Annotated in this window: 19 protein-coding genes and 3 tRNA genes; 12 read left to right on the top strand and 10 right to left on the bottom strand. The window is 47.5% G+C overall.

Annotated features, from left to right (window positions below; genetic code table 11):
- Window positions 1-214: 214 nt before the first annotated feature.
- The 5 genes from ACJJI7_RS18710 to ACJJI7_RS18690 all read left to right on the top strand — a co-directional run bounded on the left by ACJJI7_RS18710 (window position 215) and on the right by ACJJI7_RS18690 (window position 6,375).
- Window positions 215-868, top strand: a complete 654-nt coding sequence (locus ACJJI7_RS18710; RefSeq protein ID WP_026305042.1) for a response regulator — start codon at window positions 215-217, stop codon at window positions 866-868.
- A gap of 41 nt (window positions 869-909) precedes the next feature.
- Entirely contained in the window at window positions 910-2,724 is a 1,815-nt protein-coding gene (uvrC, locus tag ACJJI7_RS18705) for an excinuclease ABC subunit UvrC (RefSeq protein ID WP_020412940.1), read from the top strand.
- Between the two features lie 104 nt (window positions 2,725-2,828).
- Window positions 2,829-3,395, top strand: coding sequence for a CDP-diacylglycerol--glycerol-3-phosphate 3-phosphatidyltransferase (pgsA, locus tag ACJJI7_RS18700; protein ID WP_020412939.1), 567 nt, complete (start codon window positions 2,829-2,831; stop codon window positions 3,393-3,395).
- Between the two features lie 257 nt (window positions 3,396-3,652).
- Window positions 3,653-5,362 (top strand): sulfatase-like hydrolase/transferase, encoded by a 1,710-nt coding sequence (locus tag ACJJI7_RS18695; RefSeq protein WP_444901523.1) that lies wholly within the window; start codon window positions 3,653-3,655, stop codon window positions 5,360-5,362.
- A 56-nt stretch (window positions 5,363-5,418) separates the two neighbouring features.
- A complete protein-coding gene (locus ACJJI7_RS18690) occupies window positions 5,419-6,375 on the top strand; it encodes a lipid A deacylase LpxR family protein (RefSeq protein WP_282953388.1) in 957 nt (318 codons plus the stop codon).
- A gap of 116 nt (window positions 6,376-6,491) precedes the next feature.
- Here ACJJI7_RS18690 and ACJJI7_RS18685 read toward each other — a convergent pair whose 3' ends face one another.
- Window positions 6,492-6,965 (bottom strand): LEA/WHy family protein, encoded by a 474-nt coding sequence (locus ACJJI7_RS18685; protein WP_282953389.1) that lies wholly within the window; start codon window positions 6,963-6,965, stop codon window positions 6,492-6,494.
- Window positions 6,966-7,296: 331 nt separating this feature from the next.
- On the opposite strand from ACJJI7_RS18685, the gene ACJJI7_RS18680 reads away from it, so the two are divergent.
- Both ACJJI7_RS18680 and ACJJI7_RS18675 read left to right on the top strand, forming a co-directional pair.
- A complete protein-coding gene (locus ACJJI7_RS18680) occupies window positions 7,297-8,316 on the top strand; it encodes a dipeptidase (RefSeq protein WP_282953390.1) in 1,020 nt (339 codons plus the stop codon).
- Between the two features lie 148 nt (window positions 8,317-8,464).
- The gene (locus ACJJI7_RS18675; protein ID WP_020412934.1) at window positions 8,465-8,884 is read left to right on the top strand and encodes a GFA family protein; all 420 of its coding nucleotides are present in this window, start codon (window positions 8,465-8,467) and stop codon (window positions 8,882-8,884) included.
- A gap of 82 nt (window positions 8,885-8,966) precedes the next feature.
- Here the strand turns inward: ACJJI7_RS18675 and ACJJI7_RS18670 are convergent, their stop codons facing one another.
- The 3 genes from ACJJI7_RS18670 to ACJJI7_RS18660 form a co-directional block, all read right to left on the bottom strand.
- Entirely contained in the window at window positions 8,967-9,668 is a 702-nt protein-coding gene (locus ACJJI7_RS18670; RefSeq protein ID WP_026305039.1) for a glutathione S-transferase family protein, read from the bottom strand.
- A 65-nt stretch (window positions 9,669-9,733) separates the two neighbouring features.
- The gene (gene sigZ, locus ACJJI7_RS18665; protein ID WP_020412932.1) at window positions 9,734-10,276 is read right to left on the bottom strand and encodes an RNA polymerase sigma factor SigZ; all 543 of its coding nucleotides are present in this window, start codon (window positions 10,274-10,276) and stop codon (window positions 9,734-9,736) included.
- Window positions 10,277-10,799: 523 nt separating this feature from the next.
- Complete coding sequence (locus tag ACJJI7_RS18660) at window positions 10,800-11,339, bottom strand: Dps family protein (protein ID WP_020412931.1); 540 nt, start codon at window positions 11,337-11,339, stop codon at window positions 10,800-10,802.
- Between the two features lie 247 nt (window positions 11,340-11,586).
- On the opposite strand from ACJJI7_RS18660, the gene ACJJI7_RS18655 reads away from it, so the two are divergent.
- Window positions 11,587-12,135, top strand: coding sequence for an NADPH-dependent FMN reductase (locus ACJJI7_RS18655; RefSeq protein WP_282953391.1), 549 nt, complete (start codon window positions 11,587-11,589; stop codon window positions 12,133-12,135).
- A 194-nt stretch (window positions 12,136-12,329) separates the two neighbouring features.
- Entirely contained in the window at window positions 12,330-12,980 is a 651-nt protein-coding gene (gene lepB / locus ACJJI7_RS18650) for a signal peptidase I (protein WP_282953392.1), read from the top strand.
- A 360-nt stretch (window positions 12,981-13,340) separates the two neighbouring features.
- Here the strand turns inward: lepB and ACJJI7_RS18645 are convergent.
- From ACJJI7_RS18645 to ACJJI7_RS18620, 6 genes are all read right to left on the bottom strand, one after another.
- Window positions 13,341-13,427, bottom strand: a tRNA-Leu gene (locus ACJJI7_RS18645).
- A gap of 91 nt (window positions 13,428-13,518) precedes the next feature.
- A tRNA-Cys gene (locus ACJJI7_RS18640) sits at window positions 13,519-13,592 on the bottom strand.
- Window positions 13,593-14,083: 491 nt separating this feature from the next.
- Window positions 14,084-15,298: a hypothetical protein gene (locus tag ACJJI7_RS18635; protein WP_282953393.1), complete on the bottom strand. Its 1,215-nt coding sequence runs from the start codon at window positions 15,296-15,298 to the stop codon at window positions 14,084-14,086.
- Window positions 15,299-15,603: 305 nt separating this feature from the next.
- Entirely contained in the window at window positions 15,604-16,053 is a 450-nt protein-coding gene (locus ACJJI7_RS18630; protein WP_020412909.1) for a phosphate-starvation-inducible PsiE family protein, read from the bottom strand.
- A gap of 232 nt (window positions 16,054-16,285) precedes the next feature.
- A tRNA-Pro gene (locus ACJJI7_RS18625) sits at window positions 16,286-16,362 on the bottom strand.
- A 72-nt stretch (window positions 16,363-16,434) separates the two neighbouring features.
- The gene (locus ACJJI7_RS18620) at window positions 16,435-17,283 is read right to left on the bottom strand and encodes an acyl-CoA thioesterase (RefSeq protein ID WP_020412908.1); all 849 of its coding nucleotides are present in this window, start codon (window positions 17,281-17,283) and stop codon (window positions 16,435-16,437) included.
- Between the two features lie 346 nt (window positions 17,284-17,629).
- Between ACJJI7_RS18620 and ACJJI7_RS18615 the strand changes: the two genes are divergently transcribed.
- From ACJJI7_RS18615 to ACJJI7_RS18605, 3 genes are all read left to right on the top strand, one after another.
- Window positions 17,630-18,310: a hypothetical protein gene (locus ACJJI7_RS18615; protein WP_444901524.1), complete on the top strand. Its 681-nt coding sequence runs from the start codon at window positions 17,630-17,632 to the stop codon at window positions 18,308-18,310.
- Window positions 18,311-18,655: 345 nt separating this feature from the next.
- Entirely contained in the window at window positions 18,656-19,339 is a 684-nt protein-coding gene (locus ACJJI7_RS18610) for a TetR/AcrR family transcriptional regulator (RefSeq protein ID WP_020412906.1), read from the top strand.
- Window positions 19,332-19,895: a DUF1285 domain-containing protein gene (locus ACJJI7_RS18605; protein ID WP_282953395.1), complete on the top strand. Its 564-nt coding sequence runs from the start codon at window positions 19,332-19,334 to the stop codon at window positions 19,893-19,895. Before ACJJI7_RS18610 ends, ACJJI7_RS18605 begins: the two co-directional genes overlap by 8 nt.
- Window positions 19,896-20,059 lie beyond the last annotated feature (164 nt).

Below are 20,059 nucleotides of genomic sequence, written 5' to 3'. Positions count from 1 at the left end.
AGATCCTGTGGCCAAATGTCTTTTCGGCAGCATTTGAAACGGCAGTATTGCTTTGCAGTAGCGTTTTTGTCTGGTATGTTGCGACAGGATTCTTGGGGTGGATCTACACGGGGTAGTTTCCTCGTGAGTAAAAAGAAGAACGCAGTTTGAGGGAGCGCGCGATGGGGACTAATACGCTGCGCAGCCGCTGCACTTATCCGTAGTTGGGGATAATTTGATCAAAGTCTTAGTGGTGGATGATCACGATCTTGTGCGAATGGGGATTTCGCGCATGCTGAGTGACGTCGCGGATATAGAGGTTGTTGGCGAGGCAAACTGTGGCGAAGAAGCCTTGGAGTTTGTGCGCCAGTCTGAGGTCGATGTCATCCTGATGGACGTTAAAATGCCTGGAATGGGTGGTCTTGAAGCAACGCGAAAGTTGCTCGGCCGCTGTCCAGGGGCCAAGGTGATCGCGGTTAGTGCCCTAGATGATGACCTATTCCCTGGTCGATTAATGCAGGCCGGCGCCATGGGTTATGTCACTAAGGGGGCAGACCTGGAGGAGATGGTTCGCGCTATTCGTACTGTTGTCAGTGGTGGTGTCTTTATCAGTAACTCCATGGCCACCAAAATGGCTTTGCGGAATGTCTCTGGCCAGGCGGAAAACCTGTCTCCTTTCGAGAAACTATCCAAACGTGAATTACAGACCGCTGATATGATTGTTAACGGCGCTAAAGTCGCAGAGATTGCCCAGTCGCTTTCCGTAAGCCCGAAAACCGTAAATAGCTATCGCTACCGGATATTTGAGAAGCTGAATATTAACAGCGATGTGGAGCTAACTTTGCTTGCCGTTAAGTACCAGATACTTGACCCAGAAGCGGCTCTTTAATTTCTGTGGGAACCTGATGAACCCACTGTACCGATTGCCAGATGTTTGATAGCAAGCGTTTTTTATCCTCGGTTACCCGCAAGCCTGGCGTTTACCAGATGTTTGATGCGGATAACCGGATCCTTTATGTGGGTAAAGCGAAAAACCTTCGCAACCGGCTTTCTAGTTATTTTCGAAGCTCAGGCCTTACCGCAAAGACCATGGCGTTGGTGCAGCGTATTGGCAATATTGAAGTCACTGTCACCCGTAGCGAGACAGAGGCCTTAGTACTTGAGCAAAGCCTGATCAAGTCCCAGCATCCACCTTACAATGTGATGTTGAAAGACGATAAGGGCTATCCTTACATTTTTCTCTCGAGCAGCGATACTTTCCCACGTATTGCTTTGCATCGTGGAGCCAAGCGTAAGAAGGGACGCTACTTCGGCCCTTTCCCTAATGCCTCATCGGTTCGCGATAGCCTGAATTTCCTACAGAAGACATTTCGTATCCGTTCTTGTGAAGACAGCGTCTTCCGCAATCGCTCCCGGCCCTGTCTTCAATACCAAATTGAGCGCTGTACTGCGCCCTGTGTGAATTTTATCGGTGAGGATGAGTATCGACAGGATGTGAGGCATGCGGAAATGTTTCTCACCGGCAAGAGCGACAATATAATCCGCGAACTTGCCGACCAAATGGATGATGCCTCCAGAGCCTTGGAGTTTGAAAAAGCTGCGCGCCTGCGGGATCAGATCTCTGCTTTGCGCCGCCTCCAGGCCGATCAGGTGGTAGAGGGTGATAGTGGCGATGTCGATGTGCTCGGGGTGGCAAGTGAAGGGGGAAGTTGCTGTGTACACGTTCTGTTTATTCGACAGGGGCGTATCTTGGGCAGTCGCAGTTACTTCCCCAGTGAACGTCTCGGCTTGAGCCCCGTGGAGCTGCTTTCTGCTTTTGTACCCCAATTCTATATTGGCAATCCTCGTGAAATTCCTCGCGAGATATTGGTCTCGGAAGCCCTTGAAGATATGCAGCCTTTACAGCAGGCTCTCGGTGTACAGGCAGGAAGGGACGTTGCGATCGTATATCGTTTGCGAGGCAGAAGAGCTACCTGGGTAGAAATGGCACAGCAGGCGGCACAACAGAATTTAAGCAGCCGTACAGCTGCCCAGCAAAAGTTAATTGGTCGTTTTGAGTCTCTTCAGGAGGTACTTGGGTTAGAGCAGCTGCCAGAAAGACTGGAGTGTTTTGATATCAGCCATTCATCCGGTGAAGCAACGGTCGCATCTTGTGTTGTGTTCGATACCGGCGGCCCTGTTAAAACGGATTATCGTCTGTTTAACATCAAGGGAATACAGGCCGGGGATGACTATGCCGCAATGGGACAGGCCCTTAAGCGACGTTATACAAGACTGTCTGATGGGGAGGGTAAGTTTCCAAATATCCTGTTAATCGATGGGGGTAAAGGCCAGGTGAGCCAGGCTGTTGAATCCCTCAATCAGCTTGGGGTTGTTGGCGTACAAATTATAGGTGTGGCTAAGGGCACCACTCGCAAGGCTGGATTTGAAACTCTGCATGTTGTTTCTAGCAATAAAGAACTCGTGCTCTCCGCTGATTCAGCTGCATTGCACCTGATTCAACAAGTTCGAGATGAGGCCCATAGATTTGCTATTACGGGGCATAGAGCTCGTCGGGATAAAAAGAGGCGAGAGTCCCCACTCGAAGGCATTGGTGGGGTAGGGCCTGCGCGTCGGCGAGCATTGCTGCGCCACTTTGGTGGTTTGCAGGAAATTAAGAAGGCTACGGTGACAGAAATTGCCAGCGTGGAAGGAATAAGTCGCAAACTCGCACAAGATATATATTCGGCCTTACATCACGAATGATAAACAGCTGAAGTTGTCGAAAAAATTATCCGGCTTTCCTACTGAGCGTTTCATTTTGTGCGATGGCTTGTTAACGTACGCCCTCCACAAGAACAGAGAAAAGTATGACACTCGCCAATCAACTGACACTGCTTCGCGTTGCACTGATTCCGGTCCTGGTTTTGGTTTTCTATTTACCTTATAAGTGGAGCTATATCGCCTCTGCCGTGATTTTTGCTGCCGCTGCAGCCACAGATTGGTTGGATGGTTACCTGGCGAGAAAACTAAACCAAAGTACAGCCTTTGGCGCCTTCCTTGATCCGGTTGCAGATAAGTTGATGGTGGCCACTGCTCTAGTGTTACTTGTTGGGCTGCATAAGAGCGCCTGGTTTACGGTGGCGGCCGCAGTAATAATTTGTCGTGAGATCGCTGTTTCTGGGTTGCGGGAATGGATGGCAGAGTTGGGCCAGCGTAGCAGCGTTGCAGTTTCTTATGTAGGTAAGATAAAAACGACCGCACAAATGGCAGCGATCATAGTCCTTCTTGCTTTTGATGTCCGAGACTTTCCAGTGATGGAAACACTGGGCTACCTGTTGCTGTATGTTGCCGCAGCGCTCACTCTATGGACCATGGTGATGTACCTGCGCGCAGCTTGGCCGGTGTTAATGGCGGACAATCATAAGTCTCCATGACCTAAATCCCTTCATATTACCGGTCTTATTATTTATAGGTGTCCCCCTGCTTGAGGCGGGGGCTCTCCACATCTCAAAGTCTACCCTTCCTGACGTAATTACTGAGCTTGTAACGTCCAACCATTTACAAAAACTCTCTATTTGTCGTCACATATAGCGCTGCCATTGGGTCGTTCTTCTAGAGTGATGAATTGGGTTTGTAACTCAATTCATCAAAGTATTGCTGTCCCAGCCAAAATAAATATAGGAGGGTGGGTGTGTTAGTGAGGCAATCTCTGGCAGGGCTACTGGCGCTGCTGTGCTCAATGTTACCGCAGGCGCAGGTGGTGCATGATGCCGAATATTACGTGCTGAAGATGCAAAATGGTGGGCGCTGGCAAAAAGAAGATTCTGAAATAGCCAAACGCTTGCAGGCCCTGCGGGAAAAGCATGGGCAGCCACCCAATATCATTTTCCTACTTTGGGATGATACCGCCTTTGGTGCTGTTGGCTTTCCTGTACTTCAAAAGAACTTTGGTTACACAACACCCAATTTAAACAAGATGGCGGCAGAGGGTATCAACTTTACACGTATGTATACCGAACCCTCCTGTACGCCTACCCGAGCAGCTGTGCTTACCGGTCGTCATCCGGTGCGGTATGGCATGGGGACTGTGGGAATGCCCCACGAATTTTCCGGTCTTCGCGCTGAAGAGGTAACCATTGCGGAGGTACTGTCAAAGGCCGGCTATGCCACGGGATTCTTTGGGAAGGGCCACTTGGGAGATATCGAGGAGAGCTATCTGCATAACCAGGGATTTGATGAGGCGTTATTTACTCCCATGAACCAGATAACCTCTCTCTTCAATCCCCAGGCCAATGCTGTAAATGCAGTACTTGGTATGTTTCCTGAGATATACCCTCCCGATCCTTATCGCCTAGACAATCCAGGCCTGATTCCCTCCGGTTGGGTAATGAACATTGAGGGTGAGAAAGGGCAGCAGGGTAGGGAGTGGTGCGGTACTTCCAACGAGTGTTTTAGCAAGTTTGACCCGGAGGCGGAGCGTCGCACCATGGCATTCATCCGTAAGAATGCCGAAGCCAAAAAGCCGTTTTTTGTGGCTTACTGGCCCAATTTTCTGAATTTTATGGCTGCCTTTATGCCCAAACCCTCAGTTTCTGGTCTGATGGTGGCAGACTCATTCCCCGAAGTCGATGACTTCACTGGCCAATTGATGGCAGAGCTGCAAGAGCTGGGTATTGCGGAGAATACCCTTTTTGTCGCCATGGCAGACAATGGCCCCATGGTGCATAGCCCGCCGGCAGGTTGGGGCATGCTCCCAATGTTATATCGGGGGGGGAAAGGGGATTTTACTGAGGGAGGTGTGAGAGTACCGGCTTTTGCTTGGTGGCCGGGCATGATTCAGCCCGGTCAGGCAGTTGGGGACATCATTCATATCACGGACCTATACACCACATTTGCAAGGCTTGGCGGTGCGACTGAGCATATTCCCACCGATAGGGTAGTGGATGGTCTGGACCAGACAGCGCTGCTGCTAAATGGTGACACCTACAGCCGTCGGGATTATGTTTTTATCTATGCCGGTCACAATCTGGGGGCTACGGTAAAAGGGAGATATAAGCGTCACTGGATTGGTGCTGGTGAGGTCGCATCTTCAGGAATGCCGGAGGCTTACTACGACCTATATATGGACCCTCGTGAAGAGTATCCGCAATTAGTGCCCTTAATTTATACCCAGGGGCAGTTCAATCACATGGTAGCCCGGCACCGGCTCTTTAAAAAGAAGTACCCGGATGTGCCCAGTGGGAAGGGTATCCCCTACACCGGACTGGCCAATGCGCGCCCCGAAACCAAAGCCATTGGGCAGCGGGTTAGAGCGGTTATGGAAGAAATGCCATTTAGCATTCAGGAGTACCTTGAGTTTGAAATTCCTGGGGCTGATAAAGTTGGTGACTGGGGCAATTAATCACAGGGCTACTAACTTGATGTACCGGTTTCAACGGATGAAGGGGCGGGTTAAGGGTGCTGAGGAATATAAAAAAACTCCCGATTTTTATTGTTAGTTTGGTTACTGCCTGTTATCACTCATTGGCCAATGCGAATGACTCTCCCAGGGGGAAACTCCAGCTGGAATTGGTTAATGATGCATTTTTCCAAACTGATAGGGACTATACCGGTGGTCTCTTTATCCGTTGGAGTCCTCTAGGCAAAGCCTACACTTTAAGGCTTGGCCAGGAGATCTATACCCCGGACCATCTCGGTAGATCTGCACCAATCAATGATGAACATCCATATGCTGGTTGGAGCTATTTAGGCGCAAGCTACAAATATCAGTTCTCTAATCGCTGGATTGTTGATTTCACTCTTGATGCGGGGACTATTGGTCCTAGGTCTGGTGCTCGTCTCACACAGACTTTTCTACACTGGATTGTCTCCTCGCCACCTCCACATGGGTGGGACTCCCAGATTTTTAATGAATGGGGGCTAATGCCGGAGCTTAAGCTGGATTACCGATTACCTAAAGTGAATCTTGGAGGCATGAACTATCGCTTGGTCCCTTACTTACGCTGGAAAACCGGCAACATAGTCCGAGATTATGCTGCCGGAATCACCTTATTATTGGGTAGTTCTTTACCAGCTTTCAGTGCGATATCTTTACCGCGAGTAGGGAATCAATACTGGTATTTTAAGCTGGGGATGGAACATAAAGCAGTTCAGAGAAATGTATTAATGGAGGGAAACTCCGAGATTAAGAGGGGAGTAAAAGTTTTCAGTTATGGTGTAGTCCCAGAGAAAGAAGTGATCCTCGCAAATATCGGGGCTTTTTGGGGGCGTAATACCTATGAATTTGGCTTCAATATCAGGTACAACACGAAAATTTATACTTCCCAGGTTCGTCCTGATGAAGGCTTTCTGAGCCACAATGGTGCCCCGATGGGTAACTTTGTAATGTCTTTGATTGTCACTAAGCAATTATGAGTTTTTCATTGTCAGGAGGACGATATCTACTTGCCCTCCTGAATAGCTGCGCTACAAGCTTTAATTAAGACACGGCACTGAAGTAGTAATGCTGAGTAATGAACCCTGGAGAAGACTTATTGATACTGATTCAAGCTAATCACACCACTTCTATTCACCCTGATTGAAGGGAGCAGCGATTTACTCAAGCCTATTTTTGCTTCCAGCTCATAAGGTATGGAATCTTGATTTTGATTAATAAGGTCGACAGCAGCAAAGATAGACCCAACCAGGCTGGCAGTAGCATCCACAGCAATATCATCCTGACCGTAGGGAGCAATGGGCATGAGGTTGTTGGAGGTGCCTGTCAGCACTTTATGTCCTCCTAAGCGTAAGGTGTAATAAAGTCCTGATAGTGCCAGCTCACTATTGTTTGGGTTAAAGACCCTGAGGTGTATTCGAAACTTCAGGTTGTTGCCAGTTCTTGCGGGCAGTGGTTCTACTGCGATCACTTCTACCTCGGGTTTTTGAAAGTTAGGCGAAAGTGCTGCACAACCAGTGAATAGTGCCGTAATCAGTATTAACAGAGTGAGTCGATAGTATTTTGCCACTGTTATTCCTTAGTCTTCCTATCTGCTAGTTATTACACTGGGCTGCTGAACCTTAGCGTAATTAGTTCGAGCTTTCCGGTTCATTTGCCCAGTGATTACTAATTGACCCCTAAAGTTCCTGACATACCACAACTTCTTAGGTTATAACGGCAACTTTACGCAACATTATTGACTACCGAGACTCATTATGAAGACGTGGCTTGCAAGTTTGACAGCACTGGCACTGATATTGTTCTCGAGTTGGAGGTGGTTTTTACTTCCAGAGGTCGAACGAAATTTAAACAAAATAGGTTCTGCTGGTTATTCTGAGACCTCCGAGCAGGCTAGAACATTGCATAGATCACTTATTGTTGGTGACCTGCACGCGGATAGCTTCCTCTGGGCGAGAGATTTATCAAATGACGCCAGTTATGGTCATCTTGATTTACCCAGAGCCCGGCGCGGCAATCTCGGAATACAGGTTTTTACTTCAGTCACCAAGTCTCCCAGAGGGCAAAACTATCGTGAAAATTCTGCTGATGCCGGAGACAACATAACGCTATTAGCGGTCGCTCAAGGTTGGCCACCGAGAACCTGGAATAGCCTTGTAGAGCGTGCGCTCTTCCACTCCGAAAGGGCCACTGCTCTACAGGAATCTTTCCCGGAGCAGTTTCGCATTGTACACACCGCTGAAGATCTGCGCCAAGTCCTTCAGGCCCGGGAGCGAGGAGCCAGCACTCTCGCGGCAATTCTCGGTATTGAAGGAGCCCATCCACTGGAGGGTAAATTATCTAACATAGATCGCTTATACGATGCTGGTTTTCGGGTGATGGGATTACAGCATTTTTTTGATAATGAATTGGGTGGATCGCTTCATGGGCAAAGTGAAGGCGGTTTAACGGAGTTTGGAAGCCTGGCTGTTCAGGAGATGGATCGTCGTTCGATTATTATTGATGTAGCCCATTCTTCTGAAACCGTTGTTAGAGATGTGTTGGCACTGACAGAACGGCCTTTGATTGTTTCTCATACAGGATTGAAAGGCAGCTGTAACTCGCCGCGAAATATTAGCGATGACCTTATGAAGGAGATAGCTGAGCGTGGAGGCTTAGTAGGTATCGGTTTTTGGAAAGGGGCAGTTTGCGATAACAGCCCCCATAATATTGTTAAAACAATTCGCTATGCCGTAGAGTTGTTGGGAGTGGATCAGGTTGCTTTAGGATCAGATTATGACGGTAGTGTTGAGGTTTCGTTTGATGTTGGCGACCTGGATCTGTTGACTGGGGAAATGTTGAATCAAGGATTTACAGAGAGAGAAATCCGCAAGGTTATGGGAGAAAATATACAAGAGTTTTTCCTGAAGTATCTGCCCTAAAGCGTTTTAATTTGCTTCCTGAAGTGGCTATAGGGTGGGGTGTAATGGCGAAGTTGTGTGTTTATTACACGTGGAAGATGTGTGCAATGGCTTCGGGTTGTCCTTTCGGCACGTATGGCCAATTCTATTAATAACTAATGGAGATGTTATGTACAAAGGGAGCTGCCTTTGTGGAGGCGTTAAGATTTCTATCCGTGGTGGAGTGAAGGATATTATTCACTGCCATTGTTCCCTTTGTCGTAAGTCTAGCGGAACTGCCTTTGCTACCAATGGCTTCGTAGACGCAGGCGGATTAACAATTGATCAAGGGAGGCATCTGATCGGCTCATTCGAGCTTCGCCCGGGAAAGAGTCGGCACTTTTGTAAGGTATGTGCATCGCCGATCTACAGCTCAAATTCTGAAGACCCTTCAAGGTTCCGCCTTCGCCTTGGCATTCTTGATTCAGATATTCAGGAGCGCCCAATTTCTCACAACTTTGTAACTTCAAGGGCAAACTGGGACAGTCTGGATATCTTGCCTCGCTATGAGGCCCATGAGCCGAGTAGACGTAAGGGAGGGGCAGATTAGAATACATCCATTACTTTGATATTAGGGGTCAGGCTGATTAGCGATTGTCTGTGCCCCCAAGAAGGGGGCACAACAAAGTTCTTTAACAACAACTGCGATTCGCGCAGGAGTTATCTTGATTGTTGATACTAATTTTACCAGTACCTAAGTAAGTATTTTCTGATAGATAGAAATCTACAAATTGCTGCTCAAAATCTTCAGGCACCGATTTTTCTGCGAGCCCCGTCTGCAGCATCTTGGCCTGCCAAGCCTTCATTTTCGGAAAGTCCGCCAGGAAATCATATCCCGAATGGAGCTCAATAATGGCGGCACGATGTAGTATTGGTAGCCATGCGATATCGACGTCACTTAGCCTTGCGTCTTTAAAGAAAGGCCCATTTCCAATAGTTTTTTCGACTTTCTCAAGGGCTTTGTCAAGTTTGTTGCTACGTTCCTCCAAGGTCTGCTTATCGGCGCTACGTTGAGCTGAACATTGCACCAGGTAATGCTTTGCGGCCTGGTAACTCCAGGCCCTATCAAGGGCGCGCTGTTCAGGGCTGATGTCTGGTTCCAGGCGGGGGTAGATGTCATTTAGGTATTCAACGATTGCGTCGGACTCAAATAGAGCTATGCCACTTTCCGTTATGAGTACTGGCACTTGCCCGTTCGGAGACACATCCAGGAACCACTGTGGTTTGTCCTTAAGCCGGATGTATTGGATTTTGTAGGGAATCTTTCTGGCCTCAAGAAGAGCGGTCACCCGTTGTACAAAGGGGCAAATTTTAAAGCTAATGACCTCAAGCATTTTGATCCTCATCTCTAGTGTATATATCTATAAGACGGGCCACTCTTAAAAAGGACGATAAGATTTCAACAATTTCTGTATTTATTGGACTTAGGAACGTAGTCAATCACGGCTCCGTGACTATCGAGTGTCAGGTGGCAGCAATCCTCAAATAGACTGCGCAGTTCCCTTCTACTTTTTTGTACCCGGGACTTGACAGTAGAGTAGGGGATCCCATGTTCCTCAGAATAAGCCTTTTGCGACTGGCCATTTAGCTCGATTACTATCAGCAGTTCTGCCGATTGAGGTGGCAGCCCTTTAATGAAGGGTTCTATACATGCCGATAAACTTTGTTGTGTATTGGTGTCTTCCTCTATCGTAAAAGAATCGTCTAGGGTCACCTCTTTTACTCTTCCTTTCTTACGATAGAAGTCAATCACCGCGTGATTGGCGACCTGAAATAACCAGGACTTGATACTCTTTTGGTCTCTGATCGTATGGATATTCTTGTGGGTTCTGATCAGAATCTCCTGAAGAATATCATCCACCATATCGGGTGATGAGATCCTGGAATGGAGGAAAGCTTTGAGGGCTGCGCTGTATTTCTTCCAGATAGAATCAATGGTCATATTTCATTACTGCTTTTCAGTCTCTCCGCAGAGGGTCATAAGCTTCACGGAGCAATAAAAATTATAGTTGCCGCAATACTAGCGGCATTTAATTGAACCATATGATTTTAGCAATGTTACGCTGTCAATCATATTTAAAGGCCATATAGCCTAGTGAAACTGGTAGCCGCCGTTCGTATTCTCGATTGCAAACAATATTAGAATCCTATGTGTCAGCAATTATTGGAAGGCATGCGGTTTGGGGTGGTGGGGGATAGTAGCATAATGTCTTGAGAGCGCATTTAGAAATGTGACTTTCCTAAATGCTAAATGCAAAGCGCGGTGTATAAAAGTAAAGCATTTTACAGAAGTGATGATCTTAATCTAATTCTTCTTTTTCTGGATAATGATGAGCTTGATAGGTTGGAGACCCGCCGATTATGAACTGAAGTTGTCATGTTAATCCTAGCGGGCCTGTAATACGATATATTTCCTAAAGTGCCATAGGATGTAATCCGCTCTAAAGTCTAGGGACATGAGAAATCTAATGCCGTGTTAGACCTGATCTCCGGCTTGCTTCAAACAGGAACCAAGCCCGTTTTTCCGACTGATCAATAAATTCTTCCAGTAAACTCGCTGTTGCAACATCATGGTGGTCATCACACAACTCATGCACTTCACGCATAAAAGCAACAAGCTCCTGATTGTCTTCGCATAATTCCGCTAGCATGTCTTGTGGGTCTACAAAGTCGGAGTTGTTATCAGTTGAGCGTTGCAATTTGGCGATATGACTTATGGAACGCAATGTGGTGCCTCCCAGCTTGCGCACACGTTCAGCCAGCGCGTCGGTCATGTCCAATACTTCTTCTGACTGATCATCGAACAGCAAGTGGTAGTCGCGAAAGTGTGGGCCGCTCACATGCCAGTGGAAATTCTTGGTTTTCATAAACAGCCCGAAGGTATCTGCCAGCAATGTATTCACTGCGCTGGTAATGTCTTCACGCGCGCTCTCACTCAAGTCTGTTGGGGTATTGAGTTGTGCGAGCTCTTTAGTACGCAGCGTTTCTCTTGCTGACTTCCTCATAGTAAACCTCGTGTCTTTCACGTTCAGAAAAGGAGAGAAACCAAAATGAAGAAAAATATGCCAATCAGGCTAAGGGTAGACAGTGGTGACGTGACTAGCCATTCGCGATATTCAAGAAGCAGGTTGGTATCTGGGCGGGTGTCAAATCTTAAGCGTTAATAACAGTAGTGCAAGGTACCTATAGTATATTAAAAGGTATCGATCTTCTGGTTAAGGTTGGCACAAGAAGGCTGTTAGAGGAATTTATATGGCTCCCATCAATGTGTTGGCTTTGTGTGGTAGTCTCAGAACAGAATCTTTTAATAAAAAGCTGATGCATCAAGCCATTCAGTTAGCGCCGAAGGAATTAGAATTTTACCTTAGGAAAATTGATGATATTCCTTTGTACAATGAAGATGTAAAGAATGTTGGTTTTCCAAAAAGTGTTGATCAATTAAATCAGCTTCTCTTTGCTTCTGATGCCGTGCTGATTGTCACGCCAGAATATAATTATTCAATGCCTGGGGTGTTAAAGAATACGATTGATTGGTTGTCTCGGTATGAACCACAAGGGTTTTATAATAAGCCGGTTGCAATCATGGGGGCTAGCCCTGGCCGTATGGGTACTTGTCGGTGTCAGTATCATTTGCGGCAGGTGATGGTGTTTTTGAAAGCGTGGGTTCTCAATGAGCCAGAAATTATGGTAAGTGATGCCTCCAGGGCTTTCGATCAGTATGGGCGATTGGTCGATGATAGGGTTGAAAAGCTCGTGCAAAGCCAGATGCAGAACTTATCCAGAATGGTCCACCGGGGATGAGGAGCAGGGTGGTAAATTCCGTCTTCGTTTATAAGAATTACATACATTCATAAATATGATCCATTTAGATAGATATTATCTTGATTTGCGCTGAGTAGATATGCCTATTGCGATGGGGTGTCTTGCATTCGATATTTATCATCTCTAGTCTCTGGATGCTAGATTTTATGTGAGTCAGGCAAAAAGGAATTGCGATGAAGAATTTTATGGTTAGAGCTTGGGGATCGAATAAATCAATCTTATTATTTTTGGCTTTAATGTTAATTTTCAGAAGTGCTGTAGCTGATTGGAGCGATGTGCCAACAGGTTCTATGAGGCCGACAATTGTTGAAGGTGATCGAATCCTTGTCAATAAAATGGCTTACGATGTTCGTGTACCGTTTACACATTTTTCCCTTTATCAACTTTCCAACCCAGATAGGGGGGATATAGTAGTTTTTGATTCTAAAGTTTCCGGAAAGAGGCTAGTAAAACGTGTTGTTGGTGTTCCAGGGGATAATGTTAGGATGAAAAATAATATTTTAACAATTAATGGGCGGCGGCTTGATTATGAGCTTGTTAAAGCTGATGGTGATAGCCTGGATAAAATAGAAAATCTGCTAGGTGTTGAGCACTTCGTCAGAGTTGACAAACACTCTTCCCCAATGTCGAGTTTTAGCGCTGGCACTATCCCCTCAGGTCATTACTTAGCCCTTGGGGATAACAGAGATAACAGCGCTGATTCCAGGGTCATAGGTCTTATTCCCCGAAAGGAAATAGTCGGCAGGGCAAGTCGTGTTGTTTTTTCTCTGGACTATGAGAATCGCTTTCTTCCTCGTGAAGCGCGTTTTTTGAAGTCGTTGTAAATTTTAAGGGCAACCTGGAAGAGGCATAAACTTCAAGGGAGGGGTTTGGATCTGAGGAGTATATTTAATCGTAATTAGTAAGTGCGTGGAGTAGGGGTTCGCCAGTAACTTAACCCCAATGCGTATTGTTGGGTCATATTTAGTAAATCACTTGAGGGAATTTATGACTGGTATGGCCGGATCTACCGAAGGGTTGCTTGACTCTTCATTGAGTGATGAGTTTCTTATGTAAGCTGCCAACTTTTTGATCAAGTTAAAACTGAGTTGAAGTGGGGCTGGGGCTTCAAATTCTGAGGAAAAAAATATAGAGAAGCGTTCCTACTAGAGGGGACAATAACTATCTAACTTTGAAGTGCTGTGTGGTGCCCGGGGCCGGACTTGAACCGGCACGGCCGTGAAGCCGGGAGATTTTAAGTCTCCTGTGTCTACCAATTCCACCACCCGGGCAGTTCCTTTGCGAGGGGGACCTTAGCTTTTTGCTCTGTCCTTCATCCTCACTTCCAGCGCAATTCACAGGACTTTGCGATGAAAAGGAAAATGGAGGCTAGGGTCGGAATCGAACCGGCGTACACGGAGTTGCAGTCCGCTGCATGACCACTCTGCCACCTAGCCTTTTATTTCACACTTAGTGCGAAATGGAACGCTGCGAATTCTATCTGATAAATCTGAAAAATCCTAGCGTTTTCTTATACTTACGTGCACTTGGCTGCGTAAGAGGTCGCTATTCTATGGACTCCCGGAGATTAGTCAAGCGTTGATTTCAACATTATGAAAAAGAAAGGTGAAAAAGTCGGGAAAGTTCCTGTGGAACGGTTAGGCAGAAGGCGTAATAACTTTTAGCACTGCTCCCAATGAACCTATTTCCATTTGTTCTAAATTTATTTTCAGCGCTGCTGGCAATCTTTCATGTGTGTTCGATACTGTCTTTATCTGGCTAGCACGTCTCCCCCAAAACGTGTTTAGTAGCGCCGGTAGAGCAGACTGAAATGGCTTGCTCTCTGTGTAGCAAGGATGAAATCCTCCAAGTTTCACTCCTAATGGTCTTGGCCCTGACGCTCTCCCCCCCCGTCGTCAGGGCTTTTTTTTATTTGCGTTTTGGCGTTTTACCGACCCTCGTCGGTAAGGTTTTCCACCGCCAGGGTTTTTATAGGTTGGCCCGCAGCTTGTTCGGATAGCTCACGGAATCGTTCCAGGGTCACTTCTCCCCGGGTGCTTGCCAGCTCCCGCGCTACATTATCAATACTGGCTTTTCCGCCGCTAGCCTTTCGAATTTCATTATCCAGCTCCAGCATAACTACGGCAGCACGGGCAGTGACTGGGCCCGAAGAGCGTCTAACCAAAAGAGAGGGGGCCTTTTTGCCCCAGCGTGCTAGTTTATCCATAGCCTCCTGGTAGCGGTCCTCACTAATTCCGCCGGTGCGACGTAGGATTTCAAGCGAGTAAAATTCAGCCAAGCCTTCAACAATCCAATCGCTCCGATCGTCCCCATGGATGCCTGTACCGACGTGTACCAGCTCATGGATCATGCTGCTGGTACGGTTTCCACTGATTAGTGGTCGATCAGCATGCATAAATAATGATCGGGTACCTGATAAGCCGCCACGCCACATTGGATCATCTGCTGTAACGATCAATAAGTGATCGGGAAAAAGCGGAAAAATTTTCTTTAACTCCGGCAGGTTCCAGTTAAGGAAGGCGAGGATATCCTGGCGGTGTATATTTTGGTCTTTGGGGCCGGAAATCCGGGTTTCGGTTCCCGCGATGATATCCTGGCGGCTGCCAATTTTGCCCACGATCATCCACCCTTTGGGCCTTACAAAGCGACGTTTTGGATCAGATAGCCGGTATAGATTATTTTCAATCTTTGGATAGGGCAGGGCAGATGACCAGCCTTTGGGCATGTCTAGCTTTAGGCGTGCATTTGAACGTCCACGGCTGGTCGCAGAGATGGGGGCTATTAACTTGTCACTGCGGAGGATTGCCCAGTCTTCGGTAATTCTGGAGTCATACCCGCCATTGCTCCTCTGGTTGTCTATCACAAAGCTGTAGCTGAGCTTTGCCTGACGGCCTTTAGGGCGCCAGACTGCCTTGTCACCTTTAATCTCAAGAGGGTCTGTACTTTTAAGATCCTTGTAGCGACCCGAACTTAAATTGATCGTGAGTTTACTGGGGATACTCTTCCCGCTAAGTGCCAATTCCACCCGCGCGAGTTTGGTTTCCGGGTCTATTTTCGCTGTGTAAAGCAAGTCATAAGCCCAGGTGGCCGGGGTGATAGAAAGGAGGAGTATGGAGAGAGTAAGCAGTCTTGTAAGCATCATTTTTTGGCAGGAAATCCAACAGGTTGAGATTTGGACAGCTTCCAAGCCTACAGGTGCCCAAGTGTCACCTTCAAGCAAATTGGCGAGAGTAAGGCACCTGTGTCTACCAGCTCCCGGTGACTGAAGTTATCAATTAGCATTAAACACTAACAAAAAGTATACACTTATAAAGTCGTTATCAATGTGCAAATCTGACAACACCAGAAATATCCCCATTCTTTGTTAATCAATAACGGGGGAGAAGGGTTATGAGCCCTGATTTACGAGGTCGTAAACCATGTGTGTAAAGGAACCGGTAGTGGGTTTTACGCTGAACGTTTGATTTTTTCCTGTACTAACCAATAGGAAACGCCCAGTGCGATAGTGACCATGGCGATACCTATGATCTGTTCAGAGCTTACCAGTCCAAGGTCGAGAACAATTACTTTACGGGCCACAGCCATAAGGGCAGTAGCCAGAACTAACTGGACGGGTACGACATTGGTGCCCAGATACAAGCGTATATTGGTAAAAATCTCGATTGCGATCAGGACAGCCAGAAAGGCTCCGAATGTTGCGAGGATGTCCTCCATGTCGAGCAGGAGGAATGGGGGAGACTTGAGTTTCTCATAAAGCACATAAATCACATCGGCAATGGTCCAAAAAATAACCATGACCATAAGAATGGCTAGAAATCTAACCGCTGCCTTGATCGCCCGGTGCAGCTGATTGATCAGGGGGTCGTCATGTTCCTCATGAATTTCTTCGTATTTCATGGGCCTTTCTCTTTCCCTGGTGGCAGGGTGATGCTTTAGCTTGAATATATGTCAAAACCACCAGGTCAGCTATTTGGACTACTTCAGTGGATTGAAGGGAGAGTGGTTGAAAAATAGCAGGAAGTTGTGGGTAGAAGAGTTATCTGGATGAAAAGAGCTATCAATCCACTATGCGATGAAAATAGATGTCATCCAGACGCAAAAAAACCCGCTTAGTGCGGGTTTTGAGATCTGGTCGGTGAGAGAGGATTCGAACCTCCGACCCCTTCGTCCCGAACGAAGTGCGCTACCAGGCTGCGCTACTCACCGACTTATTGGTCTCGCTTCATCAGCGAAGTGGGCGGCATTATAGCAACCTTTTTTTTACTGTAAACCATTGATTTAACTTTTAATTTGTCGAATTAGGCCCTCTTGCGCAGTGGAGGCTACCAGTACGCCGTCGCGGGTAAAAATCTGGCCACGGGCAAATCCGCGTGCGCCAGTAGCGGAAGGGCTGTCGGTTACATAGAGGAGCCACTGGTCCAGGCGGAAGTCCCGGTGGAACCACATCGCATGATCGACGCTGGCCGGCATTAAGTGGGGGTCGAACAAAGAAATATGGTGTGGCTGTAAGGAGGTTCCAAGCAATCCCATGTCCGATGCGTAACAGAGCGCAGCGCGGTGCTCCATAGGGTCATCAGACATCTCACCCTCGGCGCGGAGCCAGAACATGCACTTCGCTTCACTTAGCTCGGCACCAAAGTAGCTTTTAGGATCTACCGGGCGGAAGTCAATCATATAGCGGCGCTGATCATATTGTGGGCTGACTAAGCCTGCCTCAAGCGCCAGTTGCTGCGTATTCTTTAGGTTCTCTGGGGCAGGAATCCCTTCGCATGGCATATCAGCCTGGTGATCGAATCCGGGCTCCTTGATCTGGAACGAAGCAGACATGTTGAAAATTGCCCGACCTCGTTGCTTTGCGACAACGCGGCGAGTGGTGAAGCTACCTCCATCGCGGATAGGGTCCACCTCATAGATCACCGGTAGTTCGCTGGAGCCGGGGCGCAAAAAATAGGAGTGCAGGGAGTGTGGCAAACGATCTTCAACAGTGCGTGTAGCGGCCATCAGTGCTTGCCCAAGCACCTGGCCTCCAAATAGTACTTTTCGATAATTTTCGACGTGGTGACGACTGCGAAAGAGATTGCGATCCAGCTCTTCTACGTCGAGTAGTTTGCTCAGCTTTTCCAACATGGACGACTCTACCTGTTACCTAATAGTGATAGTCGGAATAATCCGGGCAGGCATTTCAATCTTGCCCGAAGCGGCGATGATAGCAGCCAAATGTACTATCTCCATTCACATTTTGAACGAATTCGATCGACTGGTCACTCCAATACCGAATCGCAGTTGTGTATGGCCAAATCATATAACCCATTAAATTTGAAAAAATATGCTCTTGATTTTTTCAATTTGTCGATTGTGTGCTTATTGATGTGATATAACGCGCCATATAGTGCCTGGGAGAGATGTCTTGAGGCGTAACCCCGGCCGATTAATTACCGATAAAAATGCAATAACGGGAAAGGAATGTTGCCAGATGCCACATCACGATATTGATATTCGTCCACCGCAAAACTTTGGCAAGGTAGTTAGCAGACATCGTACTGCAAAGGCGGTGGCTGGAGTGGTAGGGTCCGCAGCTTACTATGGCACCTGGGGTGCACAAACCGCTACGGGTGCAACACTTACAGGCCTTGCAACCGGGGCTGCTGTAGCCACTTCGGCTACGGGCGTAGGCTTAATCGTTGCCGGGACGGCGCTCTCTGTCGGTTACGCTGGCTTGGCCGCCAGGTCAGCATACAAAACTCACAACCACCTCAATGGTCTTAAAAAGATCTTTCAAGAAAGAAAATCTTTTGAATGTACATGTAAGGGCTCTGTTGCACACGATTATATTTCGGGGCAGGTACTGCCCTATATTATTGAGCAAAAGACGAAAAAGCTGCACCGCAAGATGGTAGAAGCCACCCCGGGAGTTTCCACTTTAGAGTACAGCCGCAAAGCGATAAAGAATCTATATAAGCGCGCCCAAGGGACTCTTGGCAAGAAGCGCACATTTGCCGCCGAATGGCTGGCTCAGCACCTCATATCCCATGACTGTGAGTTGGCAAACGCTATTGTGGCGGAGCTTTATAGTGAGGAAGAGATGCTTTGGATTCGTACTCAGGACAACGATGTCGTAGCTCCCTTACTGGAGCTTAAGATGAAGTCGGTTTAGGGGGCAGGTGCTTAAAGCGCTGTTTTGGGAAAGCACCTGCTTGCGGGTGGGTAATGGACTACCTGCCAAAATTTTTGATAGCTCCAATGTTTTTTATTCCCGTAAGCTCCTACTCTGAGAATTCTATGTCTTCGATAACTGGCGCCAACTTTTTCGGGTGACGTTCCCCTCCACACTCTGTATCTTGCACTAATAGCACAAAAATTGAGCAAAACAGGCTAAAATTTTTAATATTTGAGTGTCTAATTTCTCGATTCACTTTTCCAACCGAGTTGAATTGCCTATCATTCATGAATGAATAGTCAATTTCAGTCCCCATTATTACGGGCAGAGAAGGTCGGAAGTATGGATAAGGCAAAAGAGAAGGTTCAGAGGTTTCGCGCGAGAGAGCAGCGCATCCTGGATGCGGCTCTGGAGCTTCTGCTGGAGCACGGTGAAGAAAAGGTCACGGTCGAGCAGATCGCCGAGCGGGTAGATATTGGTAAGGGCACCATCTACAAGCACTTCATTTCAAAGACAGAGATTTACATGCGTTTGCTGATGGACTACGAGAGGTCCCTCGCTGAACGCCTGAAGGTAGCTGTTGAGAATGCTGAAGAAAAAGGCGATATCACAGCTCCAGCCAGAGCCTATTTTGAGTCCCGTATGGCTGATCCGGGCAAGGACAGGCTCTTCCAGCGGTTGGAAGAGAAAATAATCACCCTCAATTTAGCTCCGGAGATGATTTCTGAGCTACATGCCATTCGCAACTCCAATGCTTCTGCCCTGAACCGGGTGTTTGAACGAAGGATGGAGCAGGGCATGCTGAAGAAGGTGCCTGCCTACTATTACTATTCAACCTATTGGGCCCTGGTTCAGGGTGCAGTAGAGCTTTATCACTCCAAGTCGTTTGCTGACGTGATTGAGGACCGAGAGGGCCTGATGGAGTTCATCATGGACGTGGGGGTCCATATCGGAGATATTTCCTCCCGCAAGCCACCGGCAAGCAGTCATACCACTGGTCAAGCTGCGGGGCCGTCCTTTGGCTGAGCCACTTTTCGAGCAGCTGCAAAAACTACAGAGGGAGTTCCACGGATATCCTCCGGTTGAAAAGTGGAACCCCGACCTCTGTGGCGACATGGATATGGTCATCAAGCATGATGGTCGCTGGATTCATGAAGGGACAGAAATAAAGCGGCACACACTGGTTAAGCTGTTTGCGAGCATCCTCAAGCGGGAAGGGGATGAATATTTCCTGGTGACTCCAGTGGAGAAGCTGCGCATACTGGTGGAAGATGTACCTTTTGTGGCGACACAGGTGGCACGTAATCCGAATAGTGATGCTCAGACCTTACTTTTCACAACCAATGTGGGTGATGTGATCGCACTAGACGAAGACCGCAATTGGCACCTAAAGGAGTTTGGCGCCCCCCAGCAACTAATTCCTTACCTGGAGGTTCGTGGTGGCCTTCAAGCCAGGGTTTCCCGTGATGTGTTCTACCAGCTGGTCGATTGGGCTCAAGAAGCTAATAATGGCCCCAGTGATACCGGGAAACTTTTTGTGCGTAGTGCCGGCAAGGATTTTCTGCTCGGTTCTTATAATTGATTTTTGAAAAACTGCCATTTTAGGGCCAGCGTTCTGCTGGCTCTAAGCTTCTTTTCTTTGCCTTATTACTTAGTCTTATATTAAGCCGGAGGCTTTTGCTTTTCCTGTTTTCTCTCCTTGCTGGTTTTCTATATGTACTGAATGTTGTACGTATTACTTAATTG

The organism is Microbulbifer variabilis, assembly GCF_056232115.1.
This window is presented reverse-complemented; position numbering and strand designations above follow the sequence as displayed.